15 protein-coding genes are annotated in these 13,285 nt (G+C 67.6%); 6 read left to right on the top strand and 9 right to left on the bottom strand.

The window, feature by feature from the left end; translation table 11 throughout:
• The first annotated feature begins 550 nt into the window (after positions 1-550).
• The 4 genes from ACFU3E_RS00305 (at position 551) to ACFU3E_RS00290 (ending at position 1,906) form a co-directional block, all read left to right on the top strand.
• Positions 551-829, top strand: a complete 279-nt coding sequence (locus tag ACFU3E_RS00305) for a hypothetical protein (RefSeq protein ID WP_384149637.1) — start codon at positions 551-553, stop codon at positions 827-829.
• Positions 830-912: 83 nt separating this feature from the next.
• The gene (locus ACFU3E_RS00300; protein WP_384149634.1) at positions 913-1,140 is read left to right on the top strand and encodes a hypothetical protein; all 228 of its coding nucleotides are present in this window, start codon (positions 913-915) and stop codon (positions 1,138-1,140) included.
• Between the two features lie 9 nt (positions 1,141-1,149).
• On the top strand, positions 1,150-1,506 hold the full coding sequence (locus ACFU3E_RS00295; RefSeq protein ID WP_384149631.1) for a PRC-barrel domain-containing protein: 357 nt from the start codon (positions 1,150-1,152) through the stop codon (positions 1,504-1,506).
• 40 nt (positions 1,507-1,546) lie between these two features.
• The gene (locus ACFU3E_RS00290; RefSeq protein WP_384149628.1) at positions 1,547-1,906 is read left to right on the top strand and encodes an ANTAR domain-containing protein; all 360 of its coding nucleotides are present in this window, start codon (positions 1,547-1,549) and stop codon (positions 1,904-1,906) included.
• 707 nt (positions 1,907-2,613) lie between these two features.
• Here ACFU3E_RS00290 and ACFU3E_RS00285 read toward each other — a convergent pair.
• From ACFU3E_RS00285 to ACFU3E_RS00265, 5 genes are all read right to left on the bottom strand, one after another.
• Entirely contained in the window at positions 2,614-3,330 is a 717-nt protein-coding gene (locus ACFU3E_RS00285) for an ANTAR domain-containing protein (protein ID WP_384149625.1), read from the bottom strand.
• Positions 3,331-3,409: 79 nt separating this feature from the next.
• On the bottom strand, positions 3,410-4,084 hold the full coding sequence (locus tag ACFU3E_RS00280) for an ANTAR domain-containing protein (protein WP_384149622.1): 675 nt from the start codon (positions 4,082-4,084) through the stop codon (positions 3,410-3,412).
• 61 nt (positions 4,085-4,145) lie between these two features.
• Positions 4,146-4,757: a hypothetical protein gene (locus tag ACFU3E_RS00275; RefSeq protein ID WP_384149619.1), complete on the bottom strand. Its 612-nt coding sequence runs from the start codon at positions 4,755-4,757 to the stop codon at positions 4,146-4,148.
• 56 nt (positions 4,758-4,813) lie between these two features.
• Positions 4,814-5,239, bottom strand: coding sequence for an STAS domain-containing protein (locus ACFU3E_RS00270; RefSeq protein WP_384149616.1), 426 nt, complete (start codon positions 5,237-5,239; stop codon positions 4,814-4,816).
• A gap of 801 nt (positions 5,240-6,040) precedes the next feature.
• The gene (locus tag ACFU3E_RS00265; RefSeq protein WP_384149613.1) at positions 6,041-6,505 is read right to left on the bottom strand and encodes a hypothetical protein; all 465 of its coding nucleotides are present in this window, start codon (positions 6,503-6,505) and stop codon (positions 6,041-6,043) included.
• An 851-nt stretch (positions 6,506-7,356) separates the two neighbouring features.
• Here ACFU3E_RS00265 and ACFU3E_RS00260 point away from each other — a divergent pair.
• The gene (locus ACFU3E_RS00260) at positions 7,357-7,506 is read left to right on the top strand and encodes a hypothetical protein (RefSeq protein ID WP_384149610.1); all 150 of its coding nucleotides are present in this window, start codon (positions 7,357-7,359) and stop codon (positions 7,504-7,506) included.
• Positions 7,507-7,767: 261 nt separating this feature from the next.
• On the opposite strand, the gene ACFU3E_RS00255 is transcribed toward ACFU3E_RS00260, so the two are convergent.
• The 4 genes from ACFU3E_RS00255 to ACFU3E_RS00240 all read right to left on the bottom strand — a co-directional run bounded on the left by ACFU3E_RS00255 (position 7,768) and on the right by ACFU3E_RS00240 (position 10,701).
• Complete coding sequence (locus tag ACFU3E_RS00255) at positions 7,768-8,406, bottom strand: DUF4145 domain-containing protein (protein WP_319137964.1); 639 nt, start codon at positions 8,404-8,406, stop codon at positions 7,768-7,770.
• Between the two features lie 563 nt (positions 8,407-8,969).
• Positions 8,970-9,644, bottom strand: coding sequence for a hypothetical protein (locus ACFU3E_RS00250; RefSeq protein WP_384149606.1), 675 nt, complete (start codon positions 9,642-9,644; stop codon positions 8,970-8,972).
• Between the two features lie 347 nt (positions 9,645-9,991).
• Positions 9,992-10,438 carry a hypothetical protein gene (locus ACFU3E_RS00245; protein WP_384149603.1) on the bottom strand — a complete coding sequence of 149 codons (447 nt, stop codon included), beginning with the start codon at positions 10,436-10,438 and terminating at the stop codon, positions 9,992-9,994.
• Positions 10,435-10,701: a hypothetical protein gene (locus tag ACFU3E_RS00240; RefSeq protein ID WP_384149600.1), complete on the bottom strand. Its 267-nt coding sequence runs from the start codon at positions 10,699-10,701 to the stop codon at positions 10,435-10,437. Before ACFU3E_RS00240 ends, ACFU3E_RS00245 begins: the two co-directional genes overlap by 4 nt.
• A gap of 1,496 nt (positions 10,702-12,197) precedes the next feature.
• Here ACFU3E_RS00240 and ACFU3E_RS00235 point away from each other — a divergent pair.
• Entirely contained in the window at positions 12,198-13,202 is a 1,005-nt protein-coding gene (locus ACFU3E_RS00235) for an ABC transporter substrate-binding protein (RefSeq protein ID WP_384149597.1), read from the top strand.
• The last annotated feature ends 83 nt before the right edge of the window (positions 13,203-13,285 follow it).

The raw sequence follows: 13,285 nt of genomic DNA, 5'->3' as shown, positions 1-13,285 counted from the left end.
CGGTCGCTGGGACGACTGTGGCCACGCACGAGCTGACGGGCGGGGGAGAGAGACGGGAGGCCCCACGGAGAGCAGACAGAGCAGACACTTGTGCCGCCGCGGTCCACACCGTGAGGGGCCCGTGTGGTCTGCGCGGCGAGGGGACGAGGCGGCTGTTGCGGGGCCACGCGCTCGCCGATCTCCCGCTCGGCTGCCCGGACGTCGTCAGCAGATCGGTGCCCGCTGGGGGCGCATCGGGCGCGCCGGGATCGCGTTGACGATGGGCGCGTGCGGGAACGGCCGCGCTCGTGACGCGGCGAACTCTCACACTGACGCTCACGATGCGCCCTCCGGGGAGCGCGTCGGCGGTGTGCCCTTGCCGGGGGCAGAGGCGGCATGTCGCACGCTAGTGCTTGCCGCTGCTTGCCGCGGTTCCCCAACAGGCGTCAAGTACCCATCCATGCCACGCTGACGTCGCACGGTATCCCCAACCCTCGGGTAGGGCTACGCTGTGGTGTGAGGCCCCAGTCCCCGGTTTCGATGCTGTGTTCCGCTCCCGGGGAGGCCCACCGTGTTCGTTCTGCTCCTCATCCTCATCGTGGTCCTGTTCGGCTTCGGCTTCCTCAATCCCATCTGGTGGGTGGCCGCGGCGGTGCTGGTCTACGGCGTCACCCGCCACGGCCGCGATCGCGGCGGGGGCGGGAGCCGTAGCGGCAGCTCCGATCTCGGGGACTACCGGGACTATCGGGAGCGCCGGGATCGTCGGGAACGCTGGGACCGCCGCTACAGCCGTCAGAACCGGGCACGTTGGCGACGCGAGGACCGTCGGGACCACGAACACCGCGGGTGACCCGTGGGGCGGACCGGCAGCCACGGATTCCGGGACGGCTCCAGCCAGACAGGACACCTCGCGATCGTCGAGAGGTGCATGTCATGCAACGCACAACCATGATCCCGCAGGAGTGGTGGGAACCGGGGCTGGTGGACGTCTCACGGCAGTGCGACGCCAGACTTCCGGAGGTGGCCGCGTCCCTGGCCGCCGCCTGGCAGGACAGGCCGCTCCCGGAGCGGATGCAGCGGGCGCTGCGTCGTAGGGTGCGGCGATTTCACGTGGAAGACCAGGAGTGCGACTCACGACGACCTGGCGGGTCGTACAGGTAGGGAGAGGCCATGATTCACGCAGCCGACGTCCGAGAATGGCGCAACCGCGATGTCGTCGACACCGAGTCGCACAAGATCGGTGTCCTCGAGGCGGTCTATGTGGACACCACCACCGACGAGCCGGCCATGGCCACGGTACGGACCGGGCTGCCCACCCGGCGCCGTCTGGTCTTCGTCCCCCTTGAGGACGCGATCGCCGGGCCTGACTATCTCAAGGTCGGCTATGTCAGAACGCTGGTGAAACAGGCCCCCTCGATCGGTACCGACGACGTCCTGCCCGCCGGGCAGGAGGAAGCGATCTTCAAGCACTACGGACTGACCTACGAGCCCGGTGCGGCCGGGGAACGGCAACTGGCGCGTCGCTGATCACCTGTGGACGGGATGACTGCCCTGTGAGGTACGGACCATGCACCCGGTGACCACGCCCCGTGAAGAACAGCGGATATCGAGAACTGCGCCTTCGGCGGAGGACACGGTTCTACTCGCCGAGGTCGTCGAACTGCGCGCCGAGAACGAGCAGTTGGGGCGAGCGCTGGCGAGCCGTGAGGTGATCGACCAGGCGCGCGGCATGATGATGGCCCTGGCGCCGTGTCCCAGTGACCGGGCCTGGGACCTCCTGGTGGACGTGTCGCAGCACTGCAACATCAAGCTCCGCGACGTGGCTGAGGCTCTGGTCGCCACGACGAAGGACCGGACGCTCCCGGAACCGATACAGCGCGAACTGCGCCGAGCACTGAGGCGCCTCCGGGCGGCGGACCGGAGATGACGGCGCATGTGCCCAGCGGACGGTACCGGAAGCTGTGAGTTCTCTCCGGTGCCTTCGTCCAGCACGGCCGTCGGACGCCTCTGCTGTGCAGCCCGCCTCGTGGAGCTCAAACACCGCGGCCCTGTTGAGAGCGGACAGCCCGGGGACCCGCCGGGTGTGCTTCAGATGGGGCATGCATGTGCCTCGGCGCGTACGGGAGTTGCGTGGCCGGGTCCGCCGCGGGGAACGAGTGCGCTTCGCTCTACGGTCGCGGCCCCTCCGTCCACGAGAACACCGCGCACGCCGGGCTCACCGAGTCGCAGGTACGGCTGGGCGAGGGGGCGCTGGAGGCTTCCATCGCAGTGTCCCTGGACGCCGGTACCCGGCGCGCAGTGTTCCTGGACGCCGGTACCCGGTCGCTCCGAGCCCAGCCATCCACTGCCGGTACGCTCGGTGGCCTGGAGCCCGGCTGCGATCTGATCGTCAACCGTGAGGCGCTTCGCCCGCTGCTGCCGGCGCTGCCCGAACGCGAACGGCGAACCCTGTCCGAGGCGGACAGGGTGACGACGTCCCGGGTGCACGGGCGGCACCGGACCGCCAGGGCGCGGGCTCGGCGCTCAGCGGAGAAGCCGGCAGTGCCCCGCGGTGGCCAGAACCGGCAGGCGGCCTTCCCACCGCCGTCTGGTCGAGGACGGCGCAGGGCAGTGGCGGGCCCCGCCGGGCGTGGGTCAGGAATCCAGGTCGGCGAGGGGTTCGGAGTCGTCGATGAGGGCGCGGGCCACATCGGCCAGGCGCCGGTTGTGGGCGCGGGCGTAGCCGCGCAGCGCGGTGAACGCCTGCTCCATGTCGATGCCCTGGCGTTCGGCGAGTTTCCCCTTGGCCTGTTCGATCAGCACCCGGCTGTTCAGCGCCGTCTGCAGTTGTTCGTTGAGCACCGTGCTGCGCTGAGTGGTGCGTTGTTGCAGCAGGCTGATGGTGGCGACGTCGGCCAGGGCCTGGGCGACGAGTGTGGCGGCCGGATCGAAGGGGCCAGGCGCGGCGCGGAAAAGGTTCAGGGCGCCCACCGTCTCGTCCCGCAGGCGCATGGGCAGGGCCTGGACGGCGCCGAATCCGCTGCGGTGGGCCACCGTGACGAAGCGCGGCCAGCGATCGACCTCCCGGGTCAGGTCGTGGATGATCACCGGTGCGCCGGTGCGGAAGCAATCGAGGCAGGGGCCTTGATCGTTCTGGAGCTGGAAGAGCTCCAGCAGGCGCACCTGTTCGTCGGATGCGGCCATGACGCGGAGTTTGCCGTCCCGGTCGGCGAGCAGCACCCCGGCGGCGCTCGCGTCGAGCATGCCGACGCAGCGGTCGGTCAGCAGGCGCAGGAAGTCGATGAGGTCGAAGTCGGCGACCAGGTTGTCGGCCAGCTCGACGAAGGTCTTGGCCAGAAGCTGTTGATCCATCGTGGGCACCCTCGATTGAGACTAGTCCCTGCCTGAAGCGGCGGGAAGTACGGCACGTTTCTCGGTCGGCACCAATGCGTCAGGTTTCGTCATCCGCCTGGTCCGGTTCCGTGTCCGGGGAGAAGCGGAGCCGACGGGCCACCACGTCCGCGGCCACGTCGGCGAGCCGACGCCCCTGCGCGTAGGCGTAGGCACGAAGCCGGACGAAGGCTTCCTCGATGCCGACGCCGAGCTGGACGGTCAGGATGCCGCTGGCTTGGTCGATCTCCGCCCGGTACGCGCCCAGGTCCTCGGCGGGGGTGCTGCGCGGCCCGCCCGTCTCGTCGATTCGCGTGTCGAGCAGCACCAGAGTCGCGAGATCGGCGAACGCCAACGCGTCTGCCAGTTCCTCTGCGTTCAACCGGACCGGAACGCGGGCGTACAGGTCCAGAACTCCCGGACTGATCGCCCCCATCTGCAGAGGGAGTGCGAACACCGCGCGTGCCCCGGCTTCCAGGGCGGCCTCGGCGAAGACCATCCAACGGTCCTGCAGGTCACGGGTGAGCAGATCGGGTGTCAGGACGGCCGAGCCGTGCAGGAAGGCGTCCACACAGGGCCCCTCGCCCAGCGTGAGCTGGAGCTCTTCCAGTTGCTCGCTGATGTCGTCGGTGCTGCACAGCGGGTGGCTCGGCCCGGTCCGGGACATCGCCGACAGCCCGGCCCCGCTGACCGGCAGCTCGGCCACGGCCGCGGTGCACACATCCACCACACCCACCCGGGCACCTCGTCGGGCCGCCTGCTCCGCCACCAGCGTCCGAATGCGGACCGACCGGCTGTCAGGGCCCACCCGGGCCACCGCGTCCAGGCCTCGTGACAAGGCCCCCCAGCCTCGCCGTGGTGCGTTCCCCGACGGTAAGTACCAGCGTGCGGAACGTGGTGGGACCGGCCGGCCTGCGGAACACTCCCATGTCCAGCCACCCCCAGGAACGGAGCGCAGCGAGGGTTGCACGATCGGTCCGGTCCACCAGAGTGGCGCCGAGCGACGCCTGATGTTCAGTCAGCAGCCTGTCCTGCAAACGACGGGCGAGGTCCCGGTCCTGCGGGTGCGGCCGAACAAGAATGTCGCCGAACGCGAAGGCCCTGCCGGATACCGTGAGTTGCTCGATGCCGCGTGGCAATGTTCCGTCGAAGCCGACCCACCAGGAGCCGTCGCCGCGTACCGGGAATCCGAAGGCGCATCCCATCAGTCTGTCCGTCTCGGCGATCACCATGGCGAATCCCGGCCGGCGCATGTCCGTGGTGAGACGGTCCATGAAGTTCTGGCGGCTGGGACGGCGGTACGCATCACCCGGCGCCGTTGCGCGGGACTCCACATACAGATCCGCCAGGTCCTCACACAGGTCCTCCACCAGCCAACGGTTCAGCCGACGTAACCGCACCGGAGCCATGGCTGGGGGCTCGCCGTCCCCCGGCTTCCGTGACTGTCCCCGTCCGGGTTCGGCCGTCATCGCGCATCGCCCGGGAGGACAGGCGCAAGCGGGGCAGACCGGTGCGGCGGGGCCGGAAGGGGCGGGGCCGGGGTGTCGCCGACAGGAGGTGGCAGGTGGTCGAGCGGAAGACCGACGAGCAGGAACCCGCAGTCGGTGAGGTCGAGAATCCGAACCAGCGTCGTCGGCGGATGGTGCAGTCGCAGGGTCCCGCCGACCACGGTGGTCTGCTGCGCAGCGCGCAGGAATGCGTTGAGTCCGCTGCAGTCGCAGAAGGTGACGGGGGTGAGGTCGACGTCGATGGCGCGGATACCGTCCAGCAGGCACCGCTCCAGGGACACGCGCACCAACGGCGCGGAGTCGAGGTCGATCTCACCGGCCAGGGTGATCAGCGCCCGTGTCCTTCGGTCATGGCGGTTGACGGTGAGTCGTGGCAGGGGCATGACGCCTCGGTTCGGAAGGCCATCCGGCAGCGGGCGCGGAGGTGCCGGAGTTCCGGTCCCTGAGCACGCTCCCGGCAGGGGTGTACTTTCGGCGGAGGCAGGGCGACGGCCGGCTCGACAGCCTGTGCAGCAGGACAGTGGACCCACCCGGTTCCCTCCAGGGATGCGCCGGGTGACAGACGAAGAGTCCGCACCCCGCAGCCATCTGCGTTCAGCAACAGCATGCCGCCGGGGTCTGGGACGTCTACGTTGCAGCCTAGTCCTCGCGTCGTTCGATGGACGGTTCGAAGTCGCCCGATCCCAGGATGTGGACGGTGCGCAACAGCATGGTGCGCGCATATCCGAGGCACTGGGCGGTTCTCGGACGTGAATCACGGCGGCCGACAGCCGTCCGAGCTCGGGCACTCCTCGCACCGCCCGAGGAGGTGGCTCGCATGACGGAGCCGAACAGTTCAACTCAGCGGGAGCACGGTCCGGATGAGCCCCGCGCTCGCCTGGGCACGGTGCTGTCGGCCGCGTCGGAACCCCGCGGCAAAGCGACCATCGCGGACGGGGTGGTGGAGACCTATGGCTTCCTCTTCGCCGACGCACCTGGTACCTCAGCTCGGGAAGCTGCGATCATGTGGGTGCCTGTCCGAGCAATGACCTGGAGAAACACCCGGGTTAGCGCCTCCTCAGGCTGGGCCGCTTTCACCGTGATTCCCCGCTGTTCCCCGCCTTGTCTGGTGCGCTTGTGGTGCGGCCCGCCGGGCGCCCGGCTCTGACGGACTGACCGTGCATGCAGACGCGTTGGCAGGCGCATCAGAGGTGGCGCTTGGACGCTCTGACCAGTCGACTGATGTCGTCGCGGGTCTTCACCCTGCGCTGGTCCAGTTCGGTCCTGCTGTCCGTCTTGGGCAGGGCTGTGACGTCCGCAAGTACAGCTTCTGCCGCCTCGCTCAAGGCCTCGTCATCGGTGAGCATCTGCACCCGGAAGAGAGCTTCTTGGGCGTTGGATCGCAGATCGTATGTGCGGACTCGCACCACGCCGGGGTCCTCGTGTGGTGGTTGTTCGTGTTCGCAGAACCAGAGATGTACCAGGCAGCGGCGGTAGTTGATGAGTGCGCCGGCGTAGGCGGAGTAAGCGTCGAGTCGCTCCTGCCGGAGCCGTTCATGGCGGGTGAACTGATGCCCCCTGTCGGTGGTGCGCTGCTGAAACGCCAGGGTGAGCCCCGAGCCGAGCAGGGTCCCCAGAACGGCTATGGCACTGGCGATGATGGTCTCCACACCCCAAGCTGATCACGTATCGCCGACCGGGCGTAGTACCCGCTCTGCTCCCCCGCCAACACGCTTTCCAACTGTGTTGGTGGGATCTTGGGCGTCGTTCTGAGGCGTTCACCTGCGTTCATGGACGGCCGGTCGCTGCGGCGTCCTGGGCTCCGGGTCTCGCCTGAACGACCGTGAACTCGGCTGAATGAGACGGAAACTGAGACGGTCTGGAGCTGTGCATCGCCCTGATGCCCTCGGACGAGGGTGCGTGCCGTTTGACGTTCTCGTCGGCTCTCTTCCCACTCCTGGCAACGGCGGTGAGAAGTTCTTTGCCTGCAGGGCCGGGTGATCGTGCCCAGGTCTTCCGTCAGGCTGGTCGGTGGATCGATCCAGGGGGAGAGATGAAGAGGACACGGGGATCTGTCCCAGTGACGACTCCAGCGGCCGTTCGCCGACGTGCACGCCGCTGGGTCATCGTCGCGGGAGCGGCACTGGTGTCACCCTTCGTCGTGCTCGTTCCAGCGGCCGTCGGGTGGCTTCCTGCCGAGTCTGCGATCGTCCTGGCGCTGGTCGCCGCACCGACCGGGCTTCTCATCCTCGGTGGGGCTTGTGAGGAAAGGCCCCCTCCGCGCACCAGTGGCCCTCGCCTGACGGCACGGACACTGACCGGTGAGCGCACCGTCGACCTGTCCGTGATCAGCACCGTACGACTGCTCACATACTTTTCCCCTTCCGGCGTCTCGGAACGCGTGGTCCTGGTCCGCGACGTAAACGGGGTGTGCCTGGGGCTTAAGAGTGCAGTCGGCCGGGCCGCCCTGCGCCGGGCTCTGCAACGCTCCCGCGACCCCGCACCCCATCCACAGCCCCGCGTGAGCAGGGCGGCACTCGTGTACCTAGGCATGGTCACCCGCCGCACCCCCTTGGTGCTCCATACGGTCCTCAGCTGGCTTGTCATGGTGCTCGGCATCTGCGGCTACATCGTCACGGTGCTTGCCCTCGCGGACCGGGTTCCGAAGTAAGCCGCTGGCCCGCCTGACGCCACCGGTGAGCAGATGCATGCTGAGCGGGTGACGAGAATCGAACTCGCGCTCTCAACTTGGGAAGCTCGGGTTTCCTGCGGGAGACTGCCGTCCTGACCTGCGGTGGAGCAATGCGGGGGCGGTAGGCCCCCCGTTTGGGTCCCCCGGTGTTCCCCGGTGTTCCTCGTGGTTCACCGCAGGATCTGGCACGCATCTGGCACAGGGGCCCGCCAGGGACGCAGTGGCGTGGACTCTTCCGCCTCACCCTGTATCCCCTGGCGCTGAACCAGGCTGGGAACGCCTGGCCTTGAATGCCTCGTATTGGCTCGTGAAGACATACATGTAATCCAGCAAAGCCTCAGCGAGTGCAAGGGCATCGGTGGCATCCTCACGGCTGACCTGGACGCCCGTGTAGTGGGCACCCTGGTTGCCGAGTACACGCAGGGCCTCAGCCCATTCGAGCAGCCTCCCCTCAATCCGGCCCTGCTGATGAAGCTCGCGCAGTGACGCAACCAACGGTTGTCGTCTCGTGACTCCTTGATCTGCGCAGACCCCTTCGAGTGTCCGTCGCACCATCACTGCAACCGCTGTGTACGCCTTCGCCTTCAAGCATGCTCGGGCCTCACTGTGCTCACGTCGAAGAGCCTCCGGGATGCTGTCGCTCAGCTCGCGCCCGTAGGGATTGGGCCATATCGGTTCCAGACGATCCCAGGGCGCGTCATGAGCCAGCAACAAGGGACCGCTGCACTCGGTGCAGCGGGCAAGCACGTAGCGCCATGTCCACTTCCAGTTCTTGACGTGCTCCGGCTTTCCAAGGGCGCCAATCTCCCTAGCGAGGACGGCGTGTTCGCAGTAAGGGCACTCGGCCAAAACAGGTTCTGGATCTACGTAGTCCACCACATGGGTGAGGATACGGACAGCGTGAGGCCGGTGATGTCTCAATGGTTGAGGCAAGACCTGTCTTGCCCTGGGTGTTGTCGGGGATCTTGGTGAGCTGCGTTTTCGCTGCTCATGGGCCGTGGGCTCGCGCTCCTGGTGGTCGTCGTTGGTCGTCCTTGGCCACTGTTGAGCGGCCTCGGACGGCCCAGGGACGGCCCAGCCGCGCTCGGCGACGGCGGACACCCTTGCTGCGCCCCGTCTGAACCTCAGCCGACGACAGTCAGCCACCACAGCGGGGGCGCCGACCGACCAGGCCCGCGTGTGCCTCGCTGCACCCCCACCGGCCTCCACCGCGTTGCCGGTGTCGTCGACCAGAGCAAGCCACGACGGCCGGCACGTGTTGACGGTGTCTGAGCCCTCAGTTTGGGAAACTGCGTGCATTTGGGGCTAGTTGGGGCGCTGAACTGGGCGAATCACTTGACCGTGTCCTCGTCGAGCCCGACCACTTTCACCGTGGTTCCCCGCTGTTCCCCGCTCGATCTGGTGCGGTTGTGGTGCGGCGTAGGTCAACGGGAGGCAGACGATCATTCGTACCAAAGTCCGGGAAGCGGTCCACGCTTGGTCGTTGCCGGAACCCCGGATATGGTATTGCCCCTTTCGAGGTCGCCCCGGATGTGCAGATAGAGAGAGGGCGTCGGCAAGCCGACGGTCTGAATCCAGCCCTTGCCGTGCACATGGCCGGCGGCTGTCAGCTCTGCGGCTTGGCCCGGTGGGGCGATGCTCTCCACGTAACTCTGGCAGATCGTCTCGCCGCTGTCGGCGAACGCGTAGCGGGCAGCGTAGGCGTAGCCCTCGTGGAGCCAGACATACAACACGATCGGCTTGTCCAGAACCGCGCGGAACCACTCGGCGGCAAGCTCGGCGAGCCGTTCCGTGGAGCCCGTGGCATCAAGTGCCCAGGCGCTGGGACGATCCGGGAGCAGATACAGCTGATTGTGCAGACGGTCCCCTCGGGCGCGGTCACCGACCAGGTGCACACCCAGATCGATCAAGTGCCGGCGGGGCTCTGCTCGGTCGGACAGGCTGACATGAGCGAGGAGCGATTCCCAGTCGTCCGGGCGTCCGACCTCCCCGACAACATCAGCTGGCGCCCAGGCCATGCAACGCCCGCTCAGCGCAGATACGAAGGCTCTCTCAGTGTCGTCGAACTCGAAGTCGTCGTCCGGATCATCGATCTCGAACCAAGCACGCGTCTTCATGGGACGGACCTTATGACGAGAGCGAGGTGCCCACGGAGCTTGGGGGAGCTCGCCAAGGCCCGGCGCCGTGATTGGTCCAGAGCCTTTGCCTGGCGCCCACCGCAGGATTCGAACCTGCGACACCCGCTTTAGGAGTTTTCCCTGGGCAGGGCTGTGACCTGCGAAAATATGGACTAGAGCGGGTCTGGCCTGGGGAAACGCTCCTCCGTAGTTCTCACGTCTTCGCGGTGCTTCCCGTTCCCGTGTGTGCTGCATACGTGCCGGTGGATGCTGTCCGGCGAGGGCACGGGTTGCTCAGGGGAGCCGGCGAGTGGCCGGAGTGAGGTACAGGCGGCGTCTCGTCATCGTCAGACCTTCTCGACTCGCACGGCGTGCCCCGCGAGGAGTTGATTCATGTCGTCGGTGTCGGAGGTGAAGACGGTTGCCTCAGCTCCCTGCACGGCTTCCCGCCCGGCCACGGCCGCCAGAATGGCGTCGATGGCGTACTTGTGCCCATGCAGGCCGGCTGCCTTCAGCATGTCGCGCGCCATGGCGATCACCTGGTCGTCCGTGTGCACGATGCGGATCCGGGACAGCGTCCAGTTCCACAGTGCCTGCCTCGACGTTTCGCGAGGGTCCCATGCCTCCAAGGTCGTGAGCGCCGAGGTGACGATCGGGATGTCCAGCCGCGGAGCCGTCTTGATCATCGCAGTCATCTCCCGATCGCCCTGAACCGCCTTGGAGAGAGCCTCGGAGTCGAAGACGAAGACGCGCTGCCGCGGCCGGTGCAGCTTCGCTCGGGCGGTGCGGCTCACGCGGTCTCGTCCGAGTGTGATCGCTGCTCGTCATGCCAGCCGTCAATCGCGGCGATGCGGTCCAGCGCTGCTTGCTGCTCGTCTTCCGTCACGACGCCGTGCTCTTCTTCGAGACGTTCGGCCAACTCGCGCAGTCGATCCATGGCGTCCTGATGAGCGGCGGCGGCCGCGATGTAGCCGGACACCCCGCGCGCGTCGACGCGTTCCTTGATTGATTCCACCAGCTCTTCCGGCACGGTGATGGTGATCTTCCGGGTTGCCATACTTAAAGTATGCCAGATCTCGTCCGGTGTGGCCGGCCTCTTGAAAGGCCCCCCCGTTCGAATGGGATGAGGGGCCTGGATCTCTCTTACCTGCGGTGCAGGTGGTGCCCCCGGCAGGATTCGAACCTGCGGCACCCGCTTGAGGAGTTTTCCCTGGGCGAGGTTGTGACCTGCGGAAACGTCGACTGCCGGGCGCCTGGCCCGGGGAAGTACCCCTCCGTGGTTCCCACGTGTTCATGGGGCTTCCCGGCCTCATGTGTGCTGAATCCGTATCGCGAGGGCGCCGCCTGGCGTCACAGACTGCCGACGTGCCCGTCCGCGCCCGCTCGCGCGGCGGATCGCCAGGCATGCGCTGGTCATGGCAGGCGAGACAGCGTCCGGAGGTGAATCCGGATGTTGCGGCCTCAGCCTGCGCCCGAGCCCCAGCTCCTCAGGTGCGCACCGTGCGATGAGGGGCGCCGCCCCAAGCCGAGCCGTGCCGTGGTCCGGGCGCGAGGCGTCCGGCGTTCGCGATCCCGTCCCGTGGGCGGTAGCAGGCAGGGACGGGTCGCACGGACCGTGGTGCTGCCGGATGTGTCGCCGTCATGACGGTGCCCTCATTTCGCGGCTCCGACCCGGACCAGCGTGCAAGGAGGACCGCTAGCGGGCCGATTGTCCGGGATGTCGCACAGAGTTCGGTACTTCGTTCAGCGATCGAAAGGTATGGCCCTGCCTGCCGAGCGTCAATATCTCCGCCGAAGAAGGCGCTTTCGCGCCGGGCGTCCGGCAGGCCGTCACCCTCGCCCGCTGCCCCGCGTTACCCAAACGTGATGGCCTGCTTCTCGCGCAACCTCTTGACCAGGGGGGACGGCGGGCGCTCATATAACCTCCCCATCACTGACCACTTGAGGGAGGTACGGCCGTGGCACATCCGGCGCACAGCAGCACCTCCCTGGCAGGTTGCGGCCAACGATTAGACCGCACCTCTCCTTGCGAAAGCCGGGCGAAGTGAGCGACCGTACTCCCTGCGAGGCCGCCGGGTCCGGGTTCGCGCCCCGGAGCCGGAGTTCTCGGCACCTCTGCTGAGCGCGGTCCGCCAGGGCCTCTTCGCAGTGGCGGAGTGAAGCCGCGCCCTGCTCCTGGAGCCGTCGAGGAGTGGAACGAGGGCGCGGCCCGACCGGAGCGCCTCCGGCCGTCATCGAGCCCGGACCCATCGCCCGCGTCGGCCGGGCGACATCAGCGCCACGACCACTTCGCCGGCCCCTCCCTGATCCCGCCCTGCCCGCCGATCTGCTCCTCCGGTGCCGAGCACCTCGCCGGCTCCCCGCCCTCTGCGTCCGGCCGTTCCCGGCCGCACTCGACCCTGATCACCCTCTGACGGCACGCACCACGCATGTTCAATATTTCGAACGTTGGTCGGCCTGTAGAACGGCATCACTTCCTGGTTTCCGACGGAACGTCAGAAGCCGCAGCAACCGAGTCCCCTCCCCGGGCCGGCTCAACGAAGGAGAACAAGCATGCTCAGCAGAAGAAACTTCCTCACCGCCGCGGTCGGTGTGGCGGCTGCGACCGGACTCGCGGCCTGCGCCAAGGAGGACGGCAGCTCTTCCGCCGCCGCCGGCAGCGGTAGCAAGGCGATCACCCTCGGCTTCTCCCAGGTCGGCTCGGAGAGCGGCTGGCGCACCGCCAACAGCGACTCGGTGAAGTCGGCCGCGAAAGAGGCGGGTTACAACCTCAAGTTCTCCGACGCCCAGCAGAAGCAGGAGAACCAGATCTCCGCGATCCGCAACTACATCGCGCAGAAGGTCGACGTCATCGCCTTCTCGCCGGTGGTCGTCACCGGCTGGGACGCGGTGCTCAAGGAGGCCAAGGCCGCGAAGATCCCGGTGGTCCTCACCGACCGCTCCGTCGAGACCTCCGACGACTCCCTGTACGTGACCCTGGTGGGCTCCGACTTCACGGACGAGGGCCGGCGCGCCGCCAAGATCCTGGAGAAGGTCCTGGAGAAGGCAGGCCACAAGGGCGCTGTGAAGATCGCCCAGCTGGAGGGCACCACCGGCGCCGCCCCCGCGATCGAGCGCGCCAAGGGCTTCAAGGAGGTCATGGACGCGGACCACGCGGACGACTGGAAGATCGTCGTCAGCCAGACCGGTGACTTCACCCGGGCCGGCGGCAAGCAGGTCATGGCGGCCTTCCTCCAGTCCAACCCGGACATCAACGTGCTCTTCGCGCACAACGACGACATGGCCATCGGCGCCATCCAGTCCATCGAGGCGGCCGGCAAGAAGCCCGGCAAGGACATCCTCATCGTCTCCATCGACGGCGTGAAGGACGGCTTCGTCGCCATGTCCGAGGGCAAGATCAACGCCATCGTCGAATGCAACCCGCTGCTCGGCCCGCAGCTGATGGAGGTCGTGAAGAAGGTCAAGGACGGCGAGACGGTCGAACGCTGGATCAAGACCAAGGAGAGCGACTTCATGCAGGACCAGGCCAAGGACGCGCTCCCCACCCGCAAGTACTGACCGACCGTCCCCACCGGCGGGAGCCTCCGGCCGGGCCGACATCCCTCGGTCGGGAGGCTCCCCGCGGACCTGGACCATTCACG

The organism is Streptomyces sp. NPDC057424 (genome assembly GCF_042803315.1).
GTDB lineage: Bacteria > Actinomycetota > Actinomycetes > Streptomycetales > Streptomycetaceae > Streptomyces.
The sequence above is the reverse complement of the archived record's forward strand: the minus strand, read 5'-3'. Positions and strand labels throughout refer to the sequence as shown.

Coding starts and splice junctions, on each gene's coding strand:
- ACFU3E_RS00250 (WP_384149606.1), bottom strand. CDS start 9,644: ATGAAGACGCGTGCTTGGTTCGAGATCGATGATCCGGACGACGACTTC.
- ACFU3E_RS00270 (WP_384149616.1), bottom strand. CDS start 5,239: ATGCCCCTGCCACGACTCACCGTCAACCGCCATGACCGAAGGACACGG.
- ACFU3E_RS00290 (WP_384149628.1), top strand. CDS start 1,547: ATGCACCCGGTGACCACGCCCCGTGAAGAACAGCGGATATCGAGAACT.
- ACFU3E_RS00300 (WP_384149634.1), top strand. CDS start 913: ATGCAACGCACAACCATGATCCCGCAGGAGTGGTGGGAACCGGGGCTG.
- ACFU3E_RS00240 (WP_384149600.1), bottom strand. CDS start 10,701: ATGGCAACCCGGAAGATCACCATCACCGTGCCGGAAGAGCTGGTGGAA.
- ACFU3E_RS00285 (WP_384149625.1), bottom strand. CDS start 3,330: ATGGATCAACAGCTTCTGGCCAAGACCTTCGTCGAGCTGGCCGACAAC.
- ACFU3E_RS00295 (WP_384149631.1), top strand. CDS start 1,150: ATGATTCACGCAGCCGACGTCCGAGAATGGCGCAACCGCGATGTCGTC.
- ACFU3E_RS00275 (WP_384149619.1), bottom strand. CDS start 4,757: ATGGCTCCGGTGCGGTTACGTCGGCTGAACCGTTGGCTGGTGGAGGAC.
- ACFU3E_RS00235 (WP_384149597.1), top strand. CDS start 12,198: ATGCTCAGCAGAAGAAACTTCCTCACCGCCGCGGTCGGTGTGGCGGCT.